The organism is Comamonas sp. HJ-2 (assembly GCF_053615495.1).
In genome coordinates this window covers 22,128-40,714 of sequence record NZ_JBSIFD010000005.1, presented here as the reverse complement: position 1 = coordinate 40,714, position 18,587 = coordinate 22,128, and the positions used below count along the sequence as shown (strand labels likewise).

The following is an 18,587-nucleotide window of genomic DNA, read 5'->3' as shown; positions in this document are numbered from 1 at the left end:
AACACCGGGCCTGAGGCGCCCGCACAATTCATGCAGCTTTTGACGGGCAGGCCTTGCAAGGCACTGCGCACCCGGTTTGAACCTTGAAAACAAACAGGAGACATGAGAATGACACGTACGGTGCAGCAACTTTTCGACCTCTCGGGCAAGACGGCCCTGGTGACCGGCGGCTCGCGTGGCCTGGGTCTGCAGATGGCGCATGCGCTGGGCGAGGCCGGCGCGAAGATTCTGCTGAGCTCGCGCAAGGCCAAGGATCTGGAAGAGGCCGCAGCCGAGCTCAAGGCCGCTGGCATAGAGGCCGACTGGATTGCTGCCGACTGCTCGGACGAGGCCGATATCACGCGCCTGGCCAAGGAGGCCGCGCAGCGTCTCGGCCATGTGGACATTCTGATCAACAATGCCGGAGCCAGCTGGGGTGCTCCTGCCGAGGACCACCCGACAGCGGCCTGGGACAAGTTGATGAACCTGAATGTGCGCGGCTATTTTCTGCTGAGCCAGCAGATCGCCCGCCTGTCCATGCTGGAGCGCAAGAGCGGCCGCATCATCAATCTGGCCTCGATCGCCGGCCTGGGCGGCAATCCCACGGGCATGAAGACCATTGCCTACAACACCTCCAAGGGCGCAGTCATCAATTTCACGCGCGCGCTGGCAGGCGAGTGGGGCGAGCACGGCATTACCGTCAACGCCATCTGCCCGGGCTTTTTCAAGACCAAGATGGCAGCCGTGCTGATCGAGACGTTGGGCGAGGACGAAATGCGCTCCCATGCGCCGCTGCGCCGCCTGGGCGACGATGAGGATCTCAAGGGCCTGACGCTGCTCTATGCCAGCGATGCCGGCAAGCACATCACGGGCCAGTGGATGGCCGTGGATGGCGGCGTGAGCGCTCTGGTCGGTGGTTGATAGTGTGATAGTGGCGGATGAAGGGTGAGTCATGTTTTTTGTGCGGCGCAGCATTCTGAGGCTGTCCGCCGCGCTTACATTCACGGTTCAGCAGCTGCGGTCTGCGGCGCATCACTCTTCTGAAAGGTTTCGCGGTGTTGTCATTTGGTCCTGAAATTCCCTTTGTGCATGAGCTGGGCTTCACCCTCCACAAGATGGAGAACGGTGAGTCCGAGCTGCACTTCACACCGCGTCCCGAACATCTGAATTCCTTTGGCATCACCCATGGCGGAGCCTCGATGACGCTGATGGATGTGACCATGGCCGTGGCTGCGCGCAGCGTGGATTTCGATCTGGGCGTGGTCACCATCGAGATGAAAACCTCGTTCATGCAGGCGGCCAATGGCCCGCTGGTGGGCAAGGGCGTGCTGCTGCATCGCACGGGCACCATGGCTTTTACCGAAGGCCGCATCTACGATGCACAGGGCCGACTCTGCGTACATGCCACGGGCACCTTCAAGTACATGAAGCGCAGGCCTGCGGCCGAAGGCGGATTGCAAGCCCTGCCCACGGATTGAGTACGGATCGGTTGCTCTGTTTTTATGAGCGGCTACCGCTTTTCCTATCGTTGTTTTGTGTGTTATTGGCTTCAAGTGTGAGGCATGTCAAGCGCTTGCAGCTATGAAATCTGAAGTTCAAACAGGAGACGAAACATGACGGTCAATCAGCAAATCCTTCTGGACAATCGCCCCCAGGGCGAGGCGGTGGAGAGCAATTTCAAGCTGGTGCAGTCGCCGCTGCCCACGGTGGGCGAGGGCCAGGTGCTGGTGCGCCACCACTATCTGAGCTTGGACCCCTATATGCGCGGCCGCATGAACGACTCCAAGAGCTATGCCCAGCCCCAGCCGCTGGGCGAGGTCATGCAGGGCGGCACGGTAGGCGAGATCGTCGAGAGCCGCCACCCCAAGTTCAAGGCCGGCGACAAGGTGGTCGGCATGGGCGGCTGGCAGGAATACTCGCTGCTCGACCCCAGCGTGCCCGGCGCGCTGCGCAAGGTCGACACCACCCATGTGCCGCTGTCCTACTATCTGGGCGCCGTGGGCATGCCGGGCGTGACGGCCTGGTATGGCCTGGTCAAGATCATCAACCCCAAGGCCGGTGAAACCATGGTCGTCAGCGCTGCCACCGGTGCCGTGGGCAGCGCCTTTGTGGCGCTGGCCAAGGCACGTGGCTGCCGCGTGGTGGGCATTGCGGGTGGTGCCGAGAAATGCCGCTACGCCGTGCATGAGCTGGGCTTTGATGCCTGCATCGATTACCGCGAGCACCCCGATGTCAAGACCATGGCCAAGGCCTTGAAGGATGCCTGCCCGAACGGCATCGACGGCTATTTCGAGAACGTGGGCGGCTATATCTTCGACGCCGTGCTGCTGCGCACCAATGCCTTTGCGCGTGTGGCCCTGTGCGGAATGATTGCCGGCTATGACGGCCAGCCCCTGCCGCTGGCCAACCCGGCGCTGCTGCTGGTCAACCGCATCAAGCTCGAAGGCTTTATCGTCAGCGAGCACATGGAGGTCTGGGGCGAGGCCCTGACCGAGCTGGGCGGTCTGGTGGCAGCCGGCAAGCTCAAGCCGCGCGAGACGATCTCCCAAGGTCTGGCCTCGGCACCCGGCGCGTTCCTGGGCCTGCTCAAGGGCAAGAACTTCGGCAAGCAACTGGTGAAGCTGATTTAACCCACTGCGGCTGAAAAAACATCACCCCCTGAGGCGCTTTGCCTGGGCGGCCCCGCGCCTTCCCCCTCTCTCGCTTCGCGGGAGGGGGACGACGCCTTCGCCGGGGCGGCCCCGCAGCGAGGCGGTCCTTGCTTGGCATGTCTGATCTGGAGTGCGCCAGTTGCAGGCGCTATTCCCATATAAAAAATATCCGGAGACAAGAATGATCACGAATTTCGCGGGAAAGACGGCGGTTCTGACTGGTGCGGGCTCGGGCTTCGGGCTGGAGTGCGCGCGCATCGGAGCCGCCAGAGGCATGAATCTGGTGCTGGTCGATGTGCAGCAGGAGGCGCTGGACAAGGCCGAGGCCGAGCTCAAGGCTGCCGGTGCCAAGGTGCTGGCGCGCAGGGTCGATGTCTCGGATGCGGCGCAGATGGAGCGACTGGCAGCCGAAGTCAAGGAAACCTTTGGTGCGCCGCACTTTGTCTTCAACAACGCGGGCGTCGGCGCGGGCGGCCTGGTCTGGGAAAACACCGTTGCCGACTGGCAATGGGTGCTGGGCGTCAATGTCTGGGGCGTAATCCATGGCGTGCGCCTGTTCACGCCCATGATGCTGGAGGCCGCCAAGGCCGATCCCGCCTTCGAAGGCCATATCGTCAACACCGCCAGCATGGCGGGTCTGCTGGCGCCGCCGAACATGGGCATCTACAACGTCAGCAAGCACGCTGTGGTGTCACTGACCGAGACGCTGTACCAGGACCTGGCCCTGGTCTCGGACCAGGTCAGTGCCAGTCTGCTCTGCCCCTTCTTCGTGCCCACGGGCATAGGTCATAGCGAGCGCAACCGTCCCCAGGGCCTGGAGGCGCAGCCTTTGACGGCCAGCCAGAAGATAGGCCAGGCCATGACCGACAAGGCCGTGGGCTCGGGCAAGGTCACGGCGACCGAGGTGGCGCAGAAGGTGTTCGATGCCATGGCCTCGGGCCAGTTCTATATCTACAGCCACCCGCAGGCCCTGGGTTCGGTGCAGGTGCGCCTGGAAGATGTGGTTCAGGGCCGCAACCCGACGGATCCGTTTGCGCACAAGCCCGAACTGGGCGAGAGCCTCAAGGCAGCGCTGCGCGCTGGCTGAGCCGGCGGGAGTTGAAAAAGCCTTGCCAAAGCGGCAAGGCTTTTTTCATGGTGCGGCCGGAGCCTGGGTGCCGAGTTCGGCCTCGGTGGCAGGGCGCACCAGGCGCAGCAGCAAGGCATTGCCCTTGCCCATATCGGGCACGGCCTGCAGTGTCTCGGTGTTGACCGCCCAGGCCTGCTGGGCCGAGAGGCCGGAGAGGCTGCTGGATTTGTCCACCTGGGCGTAGTTGTAGGTGTTCAGGCGCTGGGCATTCACGGCGGCCGTACCCGTCCAGTGCCAGTCGCGTGGCGCATTGGGAAAGAGTTCCGGGTTCAGGCCCTGGGGCTTGCTGCTGCGGTCCAGCAGGCGTTTGAGTTCATTGACGCGCGGCAGGCGCCAGCGCAGGTTTTCGGCCTTGCTGCGTTCTGCGGCATGGCTCATGGCCTGCTTGTAGCTGAAGACCTCGGCCTGGCCGCCGCAGGCCTTGCCATTCCAGCTCATGCCCTCGGCGCAGCGCGGCCAGGCCAGCCTGGCGCGCGTGTCTATCACCATGCTGGCATCGGGCGAGAGCTGAAAGGCCGGGGCAGCAGGCGCGGGCTGTGCACCAGTTGGTCCAGCCGCCAAGCATAGTGCAGTGAGCGCGGTGGGCAGCGAAAAGGGCAGACGTGGGAAGGAGCTTGCAGCAGTCACGGCGAGAGCAGGGAAGGGTGGTTGGGCCCATTGTGCTGGTTGTCCATGCAGTCATCGCCTGGATGACCGGGTCTAAAGCCTCGTAATTGAGGGCTTAGGCACAGGCGCTGCCCGGCGGACTGGCTGAGCCTGCAAGGTCATACAGGAAACCGGCAATTGCTCAGCACATAAATCAAGTTACCACGACAATCACACCCCTATGCAAGTTTCTGTCTCCCTGCGTCTGGTTCTGATCCTGGGCCTGTTGTCGGCCATCGGGCCTTTCGCCATCGATATGTATCTGCCGGCCTTGCCCCAGATCGGCGCCAGCCTGGATGCCCAGGTCGGGGCCGTGCAGGCCAGCCTGACCGCGTTCTTTCTCTCCATTGGTGTGGGCCAGCTGCTCTATGGGCCGGTCTCCGACATGCTGGGCCGCAAGCCGCCGCTGTACTTTGGTCTGACGGTTTTTGCCGCCGCCAGCGTGGGATGCGCGCTGGCTCCGAATATCGAGACCCTGGTGGCGTTTCGCTTTGTGCAGGGTCTGGGCGCTGCGGCCTGCATGGCCGTGCCGCGTGCCGTGGTGCGCGATCTGCATACCGGCCACGCGGCCGCGCGCATGATGTCGCTGCTGATGCTGGTGTTCAGCGTCTCGCCGATTCTGGCGCCCCTGGCCGGCAGCGGCGTGATTGCCCTGGCCGGCTGGCGTGCCGTGTTCTGGGTGGTGGCGGCCGCAGCCGTGCTGGGCCTGATCGCCACGTGGCGTGGCGTGGAAGAGACCCGCACGGCCGAGGCGCGGCTGGACAGCAGCCTGGTCGGTGCACTCAAGGCCTATCTGGTCCTGCTGCGTGACTGGCACTACCTGGGCCTGGTGTTCATCGGCGGCTGCGCCATGGCGGGCTTTTTCGTCTATCTGGCGGGCTCGCCCTTTGTGCTCATCAACTACTACGGCCTTTCGTCCACCCAGTACAGCATGGCGTTCGCGCTGAACTCCATCGCCTTTATCGGCGCGGCGCAACTGACGGGGCGGCTGGGCCAGCGCTTTGGCCTGGTCAATGTGGTCAAGGCTGCGGCTTCTGCCTCGGGCCTGACCATGGCTGCATTGCTGCTCTATTACCTGCTGGGCGGCGAGAAGCTGGCGGTGCTGATCGTGCTGTACTTCATTGCCAGCGCCTTCATGGGCCTAGTGATTCCCACAACCTCGGTGCTGGCCCTGGAAGAGCATGGCGAGATTGCGGGCACGGCCTCTGCCTTGCTGGGAACGCTGCAGATGCTGAGTGGCGCTGCGGCCATGCAGATCGTGGGGCACTTTTCCAATGGCAAGCCCCTGCCCATGGTGGTGGGCATGGCGACAGGGGCACTGGTGGGTGTGGCGCTGACCTGGATCACGCTGGGCCGTGTGCACCGAGTCGCCCATGACTGAGAGCACTGCTCAAGCTTCCCCTGCCTACGACGGCCTGCCTGACGGTGCGCGTGGCCGCGCCATGCTGGTCATCATTCTGGGACTGACGCTGTCGGTGCTGGACAGCAGCATCGTCAATCTGGCCTTGCCCGCCATTGCGCGCGAGCTGCAGGCCAGCTCGGCCCTGACGCTCTGGGTGGTCAACGCCTATCAGCTGGCCGGCCTGGTGTTGCTGCTGCCGCTGGCAGCCCTGGGCGAGCGCCTGGGTTATCGGCGCATCTATCTGCTGGGCATGACGGTGTTTGTCATTGCCTCGGTGGCGGCCACGCTGGCCAGCTCGCTGAGCACGCTGATTGCAGCGCGCGTGTTTCAAGGCATGGGTGCAGCGGGCATCATGAGCGTCAATGCGGCGCTGGTGCGCTTGACCTATCCGCGTGCCATGCTGGGGCGCGGCATGGCCATCAACTCGCTGGTGGTGGCGACCTCGTCCATGGCCGGGCCTTCGGTGGCCGCTGCCATCCTGTCGGTTGCCAGCTGGCCCTGGCTGTTTGCCATCAATGTGCCGCTGGGCTTGATGACCTTGTGGATGGGACGCAAGGCGCTGCCGGCCAACCCCGTGGTGCGCAAGAATGGCGAGCCAATAGCGGCGCTTGACGTATTGCTCAATATTCTGATGTTCACCCTGCTTTTCCTGGGTGGTGAGCAACTGGGCGTGCGCATGGGGCAGGATCAGGGTGCTGCGGGCAGCCCGCTGATGCCTTCGGGCTGGTGGCTGCTGGGCGCCGGGCTGGTGGTCGGCTATGTCTATCTGCGCCGTCAGTGGCACAAGACAGCTCCGCTGTTCCCCGTCGATCTGATGCGCATTCCCGTGTTCCGACTGTCGATGTGCGGCTCGGTCTCGGCCTTCTGCGCGCAGATGCTGTCCTATCTGGCCCTGCCGTTCCTGCTGCTGGAGGCGCGCGGTCTGTCACCCATGGAGGCAGGCATGCTGATCACGGCCTGGCCGCTGGCCACCGTGCTGACGGCGCCGGTGGCCGGACGCCTGATCGGCAAGTATCCCGACGGGTTGCTGGGCGGCATCGGCATGGCCATGTTTGCCTGTGGACTGTGGCTGCTGGCGGCCATGCCGGTTGATGTGGCGCACTGGGACATGGTCTGGCGCATGCTGCTGGCGGGCAGCGGCTTCGCGCTCTATCAGTCGCCCAACAATCACACCATCGTCACTTCGGCCCCCATGTCGCGCAGCGGTGCCGCGGGCGGCATGCTCAGTTCTGCCCGCATGACAGGTCAGACACTGGGTGCCGTGGTGCTGGCCACCATCTTTGCCATCTCGGGCGGGCATGGCGGCAATGCTGAACTGCTGGCGCTGGCTGTGGCCGGCGGTTTTGCGGCGCTGGCCGGAGTTTTCAGCATCTTGCGCGTACGTCCGGGCAAGCAGCAGCATTGATTTGGCAGCAAAAGCGGTTTCTGTCCTGATATAGAGAGCGCAGCCAGTTGCCGATTCCGGGGTTTTGCGGGTTCCGGCTCTAGTCCGTTATGACGAGGAGCCTTGCTGCCAAGGTTTTCTACAGTGGTGTTTCAAGCCAGAGACTGCTGCGACGCCGCATGCCCGCATGACAGGAGAATGGCAAGCGGGTGATTGCCGGCATGTCATTGCGCCTTTGGCTGCTTTACATTTTATTAATATTGTCGGCGCACAATGTTGACAAGTTCTTTAGTTCAGACCGCTCCACGTATGAAGATTGACCAGCCCGCTTCGCTGAGCCCGCGCCGAGAGGCGCATTTTTCTTGCCTTCCCAGTGCAAGCCAGCAAGGTCATCGCCAGCAGCGCTGGACACTGGCTGTGGGAGCCATGCTGATTGCCGCTGCGCTGGCGGGCTGCTCCAAGCCCGAGGCGGAGCAAAAAGGCCCGCCCAAGTCCGAGCCGAAGGTCGGCGTGATCACCTTGCAGTCGCAAAGCCAGCAGCTGGATGCCAGCCTGCCGGGGCGCACCCGTGCCTTCATGACGGCCGAAGTGCGTCCCCAGGTCTCGGGCATCATTCAGCAGCGCTTGTTCACCGAAGGTGCTCTGGTCAAACAGGGCCAGCAGCTCTATCAGATCGACGCCGCGTCGTTGAAGGCGGCCGAGGCCAGTGCTGCGGCCGCCGTGGCCAAGGCCGAAGCCAGCCAGCGCACGCTGGCTGCAACGGCACGGCGCAATGCCGAGCTGGTCAAGATCGACGCGATCAGCAAGCAGGCGTTTGACGAAAGCCAGGCGGCGGCGGCCCAGTCCGCATCGGATGTGGCCGTGGCCAAGGCGAATCTGGAAACCGCACGCATCAATCTCAAGTACAGCCGGATCGAAGCCCCTATTGGCGGTCGCATCGCGCTGTCTGCCGTCACGCCCGGTGCGCTGGTCACGGCCAATCAGGCCACGGCGCTCACCACCATCGTGCGGCTGGACCCCATGTATGTGGACTTTACCCAGTCCAGCACCGATCTGATGCAGCTCAAGCGCGATCTGGATTCCGGCCGCTACCAGAAGGTGGAAGGCAACAAGATTCCCGTGCGCATCCAGCTCGACGACGGCAGCGACTACCCGCATCAGGGCAAGCTGGCCTTTGCGGGCGTGATCGTCAACGACACGACCGGCACGCTGACCCTGCGCGCCGAGGTGCCCAATCCCGACGGCATGCTCATGCCCGGCATGTATGTGAAGGCCTTGCTGCCAACGGCTCTGGCACCGGATGCCTTGCTGGTGCCGCAGCAGTCGGTGACCCGCGATCTGACCGGCCGTGCCAACGTCATGGTCGTCAAGGACGGCGATGTGGTTGAAAAGCGGGATGTGGAACTGGACCGCGCTGTGGGTGCTTTCTGGTTGCTCAAGACGGGCCTGAAAGCCGGCGAGCGTGTGATGGTGGATGGCTTTCAGCGCATCAAGCCCGGCGACAAGGTTCAGACCGTGGAGGTGGATCTGAAGGCCAAGGCCGAGCGCAAGAGCCAGCGGGGCGAGCCGCCCGTGCAGGCCGCTGCCGATGCACCTGCCAAGAAGTAAGCAAGGCAGGCGACACACATGGCTCAGTTCTTCATCAACCGGCCCATCTTTGCGTGGGTCATCGCCATCATCATCATGCTGGCCGGGGCTTTGTCGATCAAGCTGCTGCCGCTGGAGCAGTATCCCGAGATCGCTCCACCCCGCGTGACCATAGGCGCCCAGTACACGGGTGCTTCGGCCGAGACGGTCGAAAACTCGGTGACGCAGATCATCGAGCAGCAGATCAAGGGCATCGACAACATGCTCTATATGAGCTCGACCAGCAATGCCTCCGGTCAGGCTCGCATCACGCTGACCTTTGCTCCGGGCACCAATGTCGACGTGGCGCAGGTGCAGGTGCAAAACAAGATCCAGGGCGCGGTCAACCGCCTGCCGGACTCCGTGAAGACGCGTGGCGTCTTCATCAACAAGGGCGGCCAGGATTTTCTGGTCACCTACAGCTTCTATTCGCCCGATGAAGATGTGACCGCCGTGGACATCGGCGACTACATCAACAGCAATCTGGTGGACATCATCGGTCGCATCGAAGGCGTCGGTGACATCAACGTCTTCGGCACGCCCTATGCCATGCGCATCTGGATGGACCCCGCCAAGATGGAGAAGTACGGGCTGATCCCCTCCGATCTGAGCAGCGCGCTCAACGCGCAAAATGCCCAGGTCTCGGCGGGTCAGCTGGGGGCCTTGCCCGCGGTGCAGAACCAGCAACTGAACGCGACCATTACGGCGCGTACCAAGCTCAAGACCGTGGAGCAGTTCGAGGACATCGTGCTCAAGTCTTCGAATGACGGCTCGGTCGTCACCATCAAGGACGTGGCCCGGGTGGAACTGGGGGCCGACAATCTGTCCATCCAGGCCAAGCTCAATGGCATGCCGGGCGCAGGCATGGGCATCATCCTGGCCGATGGTGCCAACGCCATGGCGGTGTCGGATGCAGTGGCGGCCAAGCTTGCCGAGCTCAAGCCCTTCTTTCCCAATCAGATCGACTATTTCGTGAGCTCGGACTCCACGCCCTTTGTGCGGGCCTCGATCAGCGAAGTGGTGCATGCGCTGGGCGAGGCCATGGTGCTGGTGGTGATCGTGATGTTCGTGTTCCTGCAGAACTTCCGCGCCACGCTGATCCCCGCCATTGCCGTGCCGGTGGTGCTGCTGGGCACCTTCGGCGTGCTGTCCGTCGCGGGATTCTCCATCAATACCCTGACCATGTTTGCCATGGTGCTGGCCATCGGCCTGCTGGTGGACGATGCCATCGTGGTGGTCGAGAACGTGGAGCGGGTGATGCACGAGACGGGCAAGTCTCCCAAGGAGGCGACGCGCCAGTCCATGAAGGAAATCACGCCTGCGCTGGTCGGCATCGGGGTCACGCTGTCGGCAGTGTTTGTGCCCATGGCCTTCTTTGGCGGCTCCACGGGTGTGATCTATCGCCAGTTCTCCATCACCATCGTGGCGGCCATGGCGCTGTCCGTGTTCGTGGCCCTGACGCTGACACCGGCGCTGTGCGCCACGCTTCTCAAGGCACCGGATCGCAGCCATGGCGACGGCCATGAGCGTCCCATACGCTCCGGGGTGCTGGGCATCAACGACCGGTTCTTCCGCTGGTTCAACCGCAATTTCGATGCCGCCGCCAATCGCTACCAAAGCACCGTGGCCTTCAGCCTGGGCCGGGCCAAGCGCATGATGCTGATCTTCCTGGCCGTGCTGGCCGCGGTCTGGCTGCTGATGGCCAAGCTGCCCACTTCCTTTCTGCCCGATGAGGACCAGGGCTTTGTCTACGTCAACGTGAACCTGCCTTCCGGTGCTTCGAATGCCCGTCTTCAGGAAGTGCTGGACCAGGTGCGCGAGTACCTGGCCAAGCAGCCGGATGTGATCAGCTTCAACCAGGTGTCCGGTCTCAACGGCGACCAGAGTTCGGCGCGCGGCTTCATCCGTCTGAAACCCTGGAGCATGCGTCCGCTGCCTTCTCAATCGGCCGCGGCCATTGCGAACAAGGCGACCAGGGAGCTGGCCAGCATCCGTGATGCGCGCGTGCAAGTGGTGCTGCCGCCTGCAGTGCGCGGCCTGGGTTCGAGTTCGGGCTACAACTTCATGATCAAGGACATCAATGGTGTGGGCCACGAGGCACTGCTCGCCGCGCGTGATCAGGTGCTTGGCGAAATGCGCGCCAACAATCTGCTGACTGCCGTGCGCACGACCAATCTGGAAGACGCCAGCGAGCTGCGCGTGGATGTGGATGACCGCAAGGCTGCCGCGCTGGGGCTGGCGTACAGCGACATCAACAGCGTGCTCTCCAGCGCCATGGGCGGCACCTATGTGAACGACTTCCTGAACAACGGCCGCGTCAAGCGTGTCTACATCATGGGCGATGCCCAGTACCGCATGCTGCCCACCGATATCGCCAAATGGACGGTGCGCAACAACAAGGGCGAGATGGTGCCTTTCGGAGCCTTCTCCAAAAGCTACTGGGCCTACGGCTCGCCCCAGCTGCTGCGCTACAACGGCAGCCCGGCCTATGAGTTTGAAGGCCGTGCCGCAGCGGGCATTAGCTCGGGTACCGCCATGGAGACGGTGGAAGACATCTTGAAGAAGCTGCCCAACGGCATCGCTTACGAATGGACGGGAGCTTCCTTGCAGGAGCGCCAGTCCGGCGCGCAGGCGCCCATGCTGTATGCCATCTCGATTCTGTTCGTCTTCCTGTGCCTGGCCGCACTCTATGAAAGCTGGACGGTGCCGCTGTCGGTGATGCTGGCCGTGCCGCTGGGTGTGGTCGGCGCGCTGCTGGCGACCTATACCCGTGGCCTGACCAACGACGTGTATTTCCAGGTCGGTCTGCTCACCACCGTGGGTCTTGCGGCAAAGAACGCGATCCTGATTGTGGAGTTTGCAGTGCAGTTGCAGGAGCAGGGCAAGAAGCTGTTCGATGCGACGGTGGAAGCCGTGCGTCTGCGCCTGCGCCCCATCCTGATGACTTCTCTGGCCTTTGGTTTCGGCGTGATCCCGCTGGCCATCGGCACCGGCGCTGGCGCTGGTGGTCGCAATGCCATCGGCACGGCCGTGCTGGGCGGCATGGTGGCATCGACGGTGCTGGGTATCTTCCTCGTGCCGGTGTTCTTCCTGCTGGTTCGCAGCTGGTTCAAGAGCCGTTCGCGCAGCGATGAGGCGCCTGACGTCAACAAGGAGAGCGCAGCATGAGGCGCCCGAGCATGAAATTTTCGACCATGGCGGCCGCCGCAGTGACGGCCTTGCTGGCGGGCTGCAACCTGGCCCCTGCCTATAAAACGCCTGATCTGCCCGTGCCCGAGACTGTCTCCGGCAACGCCGCGCCGGCCCAGGCCAGCGAGGCGGCGCTGCAACAGGCCCAGGCGCTGCAATGGTTGCAGTCGCCGCAGCTGCGCGAGGTGGTGGCGCTGGCGCTGAGCAACAATCGCGATCTGCGCGTCGCGCTGGAAAACATCGAGAAGGCGCGAGCCCAGTACGGCATCACCAGAGCCGATCTGCTGCCGGGCATCACGGCCCAGGCACAGAGCAATCGCACGCGCACCGCAGGGGATCTGACGACGGCAGGGCGCTCCAGCGTCACCGAGCAATACACGGCCCAACTGGGTTTCGCCAGCTACGAGCTGGACCTGTGGGGGCGCATCCGCAATCTGAGCGAAGCCTCGCTGCAGCAGTTTCTGCAAAGCCAGGACAACCGGCGCAATGTGCAGATCGGTCTGGTGGCTGATGTCGCCAATGCATGGCTGACGCTGGCGGCCGATCAGGCGCGTCTGCAGCTGGCCAGGGACACGCTGGACAGCCGCATCAAGGCTTTTGAGCTGACGCGGCGCATGCATGAGCTGGGCTCGACCTCCGGTTTGGTGCTGGCCCAGAACCAGACCACGGTCGATACGGCACGCGGCGATGTTGCCAGCTATACCTCCCAGGTCGACAGGGACCGCAATGCCCTGCAGCTGTTGGTAGGCGGTCCGGTGCCTGCACAGCTGCTGCCTAACGCCCAGACCCTGACGGGTGCGGCAGACACGGCGGCTCTCAAGGTCGTGCCCGTACCCCTGCCATCATCGGTGCTGCTCAAGCGTCCGGATGTGCAGGCCGCCGAGCGCAATCTGCAGTCCATGAATGCCAATATCGGCGCAGCCAGAGCGGCGCTGTTTCCCAGCATCACGCTTACCGGCAGTGTCGGGTCCGGCAGCAACGAGCTGGATCGCCTGTTCGGCAACAACAACAGCACCTGGAGTTTCATCCCTCTGGTCAAGCTGCCGATCTTTGATGGCGGCCGCAACCGAGCCAATGTGCAAGTGGCCGAAAGCAATCAGCGCATTGCGCTGAGTCAGTACGAGAAGTCTGTGCAGACAGCCTTCAAGGAGGTGGCGGATGTGCTGGCCGACCGTGCCCAGTGGGGCGAGCGGCTGGACGCCCAGACCAGCATGGTGGCCAATACGCAAAAAGCCTTTGATTTGTCGAATGCTCGCTTCAAGGCCGGTGTGGACAACTATCTGACGGTGCTGGATGCGCAGCGCAGCCTCTATACCGCGCAGCAGACTTTGATAGGCCTGCGCCTGTCGGAGCAGCTCAACCGCGTGACCCTGTGGAAGGCACTGGGTGGAGAAGAGGCTCCACAGCCGGGTTGATGGGCGAACTCGCTCGATGAAAAAAGCCGCACTCCAAAAGACTGCGGCTTTGTTTTTTGATAGCTACTGGCGCTTTATCAGTAAGCGATTGGGTCGGATTTCATTGAAATTCTGGCGAGCCAATACTCAAGGCATCTTGAACAGCAGGGTCACCTGGAGCCGGAACAGGGTTCCGGCATTCATGGGCACTTCGGGATGAATGACGGTGTTGTTCATCATGGCCAGCCACAGCGGTGCAAGCAGCAATTCCGGGTGTTGAACCAGCTCCGGAGCCTTGAGTTCGCCACGTTTGGCGGCCAGCTGTGCGAGCCGGGTGAAATGCTCGAGCAAGGCATCGTGGACATAGCGACGATACATCTGCGCCAGCAGCGGAAACTCCAGGCCTTCGGCGACGACCAGCCTGGCCGTGGCGGAGCGGCCGCTGCTGTCTATGACTTCCGCAGCGGCACCCACGGTGCGCAGCAGATATTCGCCCACCGATTCATGCTCGTGCATGGGGCTGGACTGCAAGGCCACGGCGGCCGAGGCGATATGTGTCTGGATCACGGCCTCGAACAGGGCTTCCTTGCTGTCGAAATAGCGAAACAGCGTGACCTTTGACAGTCCCGCGCGCTGTGCCACCGAAGCCGTGGTGCCACGCGCATAGCCGTGCTCCAGAAATTCTGCAAACGCAGCCGCCACGATGGAGCGGCGTGTGGCCTGGGTCTTTTGCGGACTGGGGCCGCGTGGCGTGCGCTTGGGGCGTTCGGTGTCTGGTTCAATCATGGACGCAAGAGCTGGTGAAGTCGCAGACTATGCCTGCTTGGGAGCGCGCATCGGGGAAAAGCATGCGCGAGCAATGATGGCACATTTATACAAGCCGATTCGAAGGCTCCATTTTTGCCTTTGTATGGAGCCTGTCCTGCCCGGAATGATGCGGGCAAACCCTTGTTTTTCTAAAAAATGCCCAAGGCCAGTCCCGTGGCCAGCGATTGCCCCAATTCTTCGCAGCGCTGCAAATCGGCGGCCGGTATCTGTTTGGGGGCGAGTATGGCTTCCGGCGTCTGGGCATGGGTGCAGATGATGAGCGGCTCTGCCACGGCCTTCAGGCGCCAGCCGGTGGCAATGCGTTCCATCTGCCTTGCTGCGTTATGACCGTCGCTGCCGGCGCAGACCAAACTGGCATAGGGGCGGCCCTGTATCCGGTCGAGCACGCCGTAATAGCTTCGATCGAAGAAGTCCTTCATCAGACCGCTGATGGCGGCCAGATTCTCCGGCGTGGCAAACAGATAGCCCTGAGCTTGCAACAGGTCTTGCGGGCCGGCCTGGGAGGCATGCAGCACGCGGACCTCGACGGATTCCTCCTGCCGGGCGCCGGTGCTGGTCGCTTCAACCATCTGGAGTGTGCCGCCAGTCAGTGAGTGGTAGACGATCAGCAGGGTCGTGCGTTGTGACATGGTTGCTTTATTGCCGGTGGACAAACCGCAGGCGCTTGCAGGCGGGAATAACCGGGTAGAGCGCTGTGGTTCTGCTTGATTGTTGCTAAAAAGATACGGGTTGTCGTGGTTTGTGATGCGGCCTGAATGGGACTAAGCTCCGACAAATATTGACATTTGTCAATTTTGCGACCTGGGGTTGCTCTTGATTTTGCAGCGCTTTGTATTGGATATACAAGCTTATGCCTATGATTTGATCTAAATCTAGACGCAATCATGCCAAGGCTTTCAGGGTAATCACTTGGTGTGAATGTTCTTTGGATGTAGGTTTGCTCCTACAAACTATGTCGCTCCTCATCTTGGCTCATGGTGCTGCAGCCTTTGCTGCAAGGCGCCACTGCCGGCTGGAGCCACCTCGCAACTCAGGAATCTTGTGTTTTTTGCATGTCGCAATTCGCAACTCAGCCAGTGATGAAAATGCGTAAACCCTGGTTGGCGCTGCTGGCATTGGGTTTTGGAATTTCCTGTGGCAGTTTGGGGGGCTGGATGCTCCATCAACGCCAGGAGTCGCGCATGCAACAGCGCTTGCAGCTCAGTGCCGATATGACGACGCGAGCTTTGGAGCAACGCCTGGGCAGCTATGACCGTCTGCTCGTCAAGCTCGCCGAGCAAATGGCCGGCAATGCGGATGCGGGCCAGCAGGTGTTTGCCCAGCATGCCCATGCTCTGCTCAGTCAGGATAGTCTGGTGGGGCTGCAGGCCCTGAGTCTGACCCGTGCAGTGACTGCGGAGCAGCACACCGATCTTGCGCGTGATTCACAGGCCTTCGAGGTTTCCTACGTCTGGCCGTTGATAGGCAACGAGGCGCTGGCGGGAAGCAACGCGCGTCAGCCGGCGGCGGCATTTCATTCCTTGATGCAGGCGTGGAACTCTCGCCAGATGTCGATGTCGGCTCCATTTCGCTTTCTGCAACTGCCCGATAGCCCCAAGGGCGTGGTGTTGCGGGCTCCGCTGTGGGCTGCAGAAGAGGGGGGCGGCGCCACCGCGATCGGGAAATCTTCCGGAAAGCCGCTCGGGACGCTCAATGCCCGGATCCGTCTGGGCGAATTTGCGAGGGGGCTGGTTCCGGCCAACCTCTACCCTCAGGTCGCCTTCAAGCTGGTGGATCTCAGTCCAGCCGACCCATCGCCAAAGGCTGGTGGGGAGCACATGAGACTGACCATGCCGCTGTCGATGCTTGCTGGCGGTGCGGAGATCTTGTTCACTGGCTCACTGTGGGCGGAGGCGGAAACCCATCCTGAATTTGCCTTGATCAAGCCGCTGGAGCGGCAGATACAGGTGTATGACCGCATCTGGTCGCTGCAGTTCAAGCCTGCGCTCAGCACTCAGAGAAGGTTTGAGAGGTATCTGCCCTGGCTGGTATTGGGCCTGGGTCTGCTGGCGGGGCTGGTGCTGGCTGCCTGGGTCTCGGGCTGGTGGCAAAGCCGCTGGAGCTGGAGCCGGCGCCTCAAGTTCAGTGCGCAGGCAAGGCAGGAGAGTGATGCACGCTTTCATGCCATGTGCGAGCAGGCGGCCATGGGCGTGCTCGAGCTTGATATCGCCACGCGCAGCGTACTCAAGGTCAACCAGCATTTCTGTCAGTTGCTGGGCTATGAGGCCCAGGAAATTCACAGACGCAGCGTGCTGGAGCTGGTCATGCCCGAAGACCAGGCGCACTGTGAGCAACTGCTTGAAGGACTGGACCTGCAGCAGTTCCAGCACAACGCGGGCGAATTCTGTCTGCGTTCCAAGGAGGGCGGGCCAGTCTGGGTCGAACTCAATGCGTTTCTGACCGGACGTCATGAATCACGGCGCCTGCAGGTGCTGGTGCAGGACATCAGCGGGCGCAAGCGCCTCGAGCAGATGGAGCGGCTGGGTCATCAGCAGTTGCGCAATCTCATGCAAAGACTTCCGGTGGGTCTGGTCATGGAGGATCTGGATGGGCGCCTGGTCTACTGGAACGAAGAGTTTCTGCGTCTGGCCGGCCATGGGGGCAAGCCCGGCGTATCAACCCAGCAGTGGTGGGAGCGCATGTTCCCCGATGCCGCTGAGCGCGAGCGCGTCATCCAGCGCTGGGAAGTCGCCAAGGCTCAGGCCCGCCGGACATTGCAGCTGCGCCAATCCGAGCGTGTCGACGATGTGCAGGCTCAGTGGGACGAGCTCGCCACCGAGGCGTCGGCTTGCACGGTGTCTGCGCAGACATTGATGCTCAGTGGGGTAGACGGCCTGCGCCGCCCGGTCGCGGTCAGTGCCGTGTTGCAAGCCGAAGGGTGCTTGATGGTGCTGCAGGATCAGAGCCAGCGCATGGCGGCCGAGCAGGAGGTCCGCCGTCTGGCCTTCTACGACGCCTTGACTGGCCTGCCCAACCGGCGCCTGCTGGCTGATCGGCTGCAACAGGCTCTGGCCGTGGCGCAACGCAAGGCCCATTTTGGTGGTGTGGTGCTGCTGGATATCGACAACTTCAAAGCCTTCAACGAGACCTATGGCCTGGATCAGGGCGATTTGCTGCTGCAGTCGATGAGTCAGCGCATCCGTGGTCTGCTTCCTTCAGGGGCCACGATTGCTCGTCAGGGCGGCGATGATTTTGTGCTGCTGATCGAGGACCTTGGCAGCGATTCCGTGGCGGCTGCCGCCAGGCTGGAGCAGCAGGCCGACCAGTGGCTGAGCCGCTTGCGTGAGCCCATAGAGATCGGCGGCATTCCGCGCTCCATCACCGTCAGCATGGGCCTGAGCCTGTTTGGCGAGCCAGAACTGACGGGTGAAGAAGTGCAGCGCCGCGCTGAAATGGCCATGTACCAGGCCAAGAGCCAGGGGCGCAATGTCAGTTGCTTCTTCGACCCCCAGCTGCAATCGGCGCTGCAGGAGCGCCGTACGCTTGAGCAGGACATGCGTGCCGGTCTGCAGGCCGGTGAATTCGAGCTGTTCTATCAACCCCAGGTGGAGATGGGCAAGGTGATTGGCGCCGAAGGTCTGCTGCGCTGGAAGCATCCTGAAAAAGGCTTTGTCCCTCCTGCGCATTTCATTCCGCTGGCCGAGGAAACAGGCGTCATCCTCCCCCTGGGCGACTGGGTGCTGCAGGCCGCCTGCCAGCAACTGGCGAAATGGGCCAAGCACCCCCGTTATGCGCAACTGGTGCTCTCGGTCAACGTCAGTCCCAAGCAGTTCCATCAGAGCGGATTTGTCGAACAGGTGCTCAAGGCGCTGGCCGAGCATGGGGCCGATGCGCGTCGGCTCAAGCTGGAGCTGACCGAAGGCATGCTGGTCTCCGACGTGGACGACACCATCGCCAAGATGATGCGTCTGAAGTCCTACGGCATCGGATTTTCGCTGGACGACTTTGGTACCGGCTATTCCTCGCTGTCCTATCTGAAACGGCTGCCGCTGGACCAGCTCAAGATCGACCGCAGCTTTGTGCGTGACGTGCTGACCGATCCCAATGACGCGGCCATTGCCCGCACCATTGTGGCTCTGGCCAAGAGCCTGAGTCTGCATGTGATCGCCGAAGGCGTGGAGACCCAGGCGCAGTGCCGTTTTCTTGAAGGCATACGCTGCTATGCGTGGCAGGGCTATCTGATGAGTCCGCCCGTGCCCGTCAGCGAGTTCGAGAGCCTGGTCACCAATGGCAATGTGCCGGGATCTCCGACGCCAGCTCTCAGCCCGGTGTCCATGCGCTGAGGCAGTCCATGCTCTCTACAATGCATGCATTCGCTGTG

Annotated in this window: 13 protein-coding genes; 10 read left to right on the top strand and 3 right to left on the bottom strand. The window is 62.6% G+C overall.

The window, feature by feature from the left end; genetic code table 11:
• Positions 1–108 precede the first annotated feature (108 nt).
• The 4 genes from ACWGXF_RS05990 (at position 109) to ACWGXF_RS05975 (ending at position 3,717) form a co-directional block, all read left to right on the top strand.
• Complete coding sequence (locus ACWGXF_RS05990) at positions 109–900, top strand: SDR family oxidoreductase (RefSeq protein WP_452101765.1); 792 nt, start codon at positions 109–111, stop codon at positions 898–900.
• A gap of 134 nt (positions 901–1,034) precedes the next feature.
• On the top strand, positions 1,035–1,457 hold the full coding sequence (locus tag ACWGXF_RS05985) for a PaaI family thioesterase (RefSeq protein ID WP_012838708.1): 423 nt from the start codon (positions 1,035–1,037) through the stop codon (positions 1,455–1,457).
• Between the two features lie 135 nt (positions 1,458–1,592).
• Positions 1,593–2,609, top strand: a complete 1,017-nt coding sequence (locus ACWGXF_RS05980) for an NADP-dependent oxidoreductase (protein ID WP_012838707.1) — start codon at positions 1,593–1,595, stop codon at positions 2,607–2,609.
• A 202-nt stretch (positions 2,610–2,811) separates the two neighbouring features.
• Positions 2,812–3,717 carry an SDR family oxidoreductase gene (locus ACWGXF_RS05975; protein ID WP_012838706.1) on the top strand — a complete coding sequence of 302 codons (906 nt, stop codon included), beginning with the start codon at positions 2,812–2,814 and terminating at the stop codon, positions 3,715–3,717.
• Positions 3,718–3,762: 45 nt separating this feature from the next.
• Here ACWGXF_RS05975 and ACWGXF_RS05970 read toward each other — a convergent pair whose 3' ends face one another.
• Positions 3,763–4,320, bottom strand: a complete 558-nt coding sequence (locus ACWGXF_RS05970) for an Lcl C-terminal domain-containing protein (protein WP_012838705.1) — start codon at positions 4,318–4,320, stop codon at positions 3,763–3,765.
• Between the two features lie 265 nt (positions 4,321–4,585).
• Here ACWGXF_RS05970 and ACWGXF_RS05965 point away from each other — a divergent pair, with 265 nt between their 5' ends.
• The 5 genes from ACWGXF_RS05965 to ACWGXF_RS05945 all read left to right on the top strand — a co-directional run bounded on the left by ACWGXF_RS05965 (position 4,586) and on the right by ACWGXF_RS05945 (position 13,420).
• Complete coding sequence (locus ACWGXF_RS05965; RefSeq protein WP_256630726.1) at positions 4,586–5,785, top strand: multidrug effflux MFS transporter; 1,200 nt, start codon at positions 4,586–4,588, stop codon at positions 5,783–5,785.
• Positions 5,778–7,211, top strand: coding sequence for an MFS transporter (locus tag ACWGXF_RS05960; RefSeq protein WP_034391985.1), 1,434 nt, complete (start codon positions 5,778–5,780; stop codon positions 7,209–7,211). The genes ACWGXF_RS05965 and ACWGXF_RS05960 overlap by 8 nt, the downstream gene beginning before the upstream one ends.
• Before the next feature lie 288 nt (positions 7,212–7,499).
• Positions 7,500–8,798: an efflux RND transporter periplasmic adaptor subunit gene (locus ACWGXF_RS05955; RefSeq protein ID WP_012838702.1), complete on the top strand. Its 1,299-nt coding sequence runs from the start codon at positions 7,500–7,502 to the stop codon at positions 8,796–8,798.
• A gap of 18 nt (positions 8,799–8,816) precedes the next feature.
• Positions 8,817–11,984, top strand: a complete 3,168-nt coding sequence (locus ACWGXF_RS05950; protein WP_003062414.1) for an efflux RND transporter permease subunit — start codon at positions 8,817–8,819, stop codon at positions 11,982–11,984.
• Positions 11,981–13,420, top strand: a complete 1,440-nt coding sequence (locus tag ACWGXF_RS05945) for an efflux transporter outer membrane subunit (protein WP_256630725.1) — start codon at positions 11,981–11,983, stop codon at positions 13,418–13,420. The genes ACWGXF_RS05950 and ACWGXF_RS05945 overlap by 4 nt, the downstream gene beginning before the upstream one ends.
• A gap of 126 nt (positions 13,421–13,546) precedes the next feature.
• On the opposite strand, the gene ACWGXF_RS05940 is transcribed toward ACWGXF_RS05945, so the two are convergent.
• Together ACWGXF_RS05940 and ACWGXF_RS05935 are read right to left on the bottom strand one after the other, a co-directional pair.
• Complete coding sequence (locus tag ACWGXF_RS05940; RefSeq protein WP_256630724.1) at positions 13,547–14,185, bottom strand: TetR/AcrR family transcriptional regulator; 639 nt, start codon at positions 14,183–14,185, stop codon at positions 13,547–13,549.
• A 170-nt stretch (positions 14,186–14,355) separates the two neighbouring features.
• On the bottom strand, positions 14,356–14,856 hold the full coding sequence (locus tag ACWGXF_RS05935; protein WP_452101764.1) for a flavodoxin family protein: 501 nt from the start codon (positions 14,854–14,856) through the stop codon (positions 14,356–14,358).
• 552 nt (positions 14,857–15,408) lie between these two features.
• On the opposite strand from ACWGXF_RS05935, the gene ACWGXF_RS05930 reads away from it, so the two are divergent.
• The gene (locus ACWGXF_RS05930; RefSeq protein ID WP_256630723.1) at positions 15,409–18,549 is read left to right on the top strand and encodes a bifunctional diguanylate cyclase/phosphodiesterase; all 3,141 of its coding nucleotides are present in this window, start codon (positions 15,409–15,411) and stop codon (positions 18,547–18,549) included.
• Positions 18,550–18,587 lie beyond the last annotated feature (38 nt).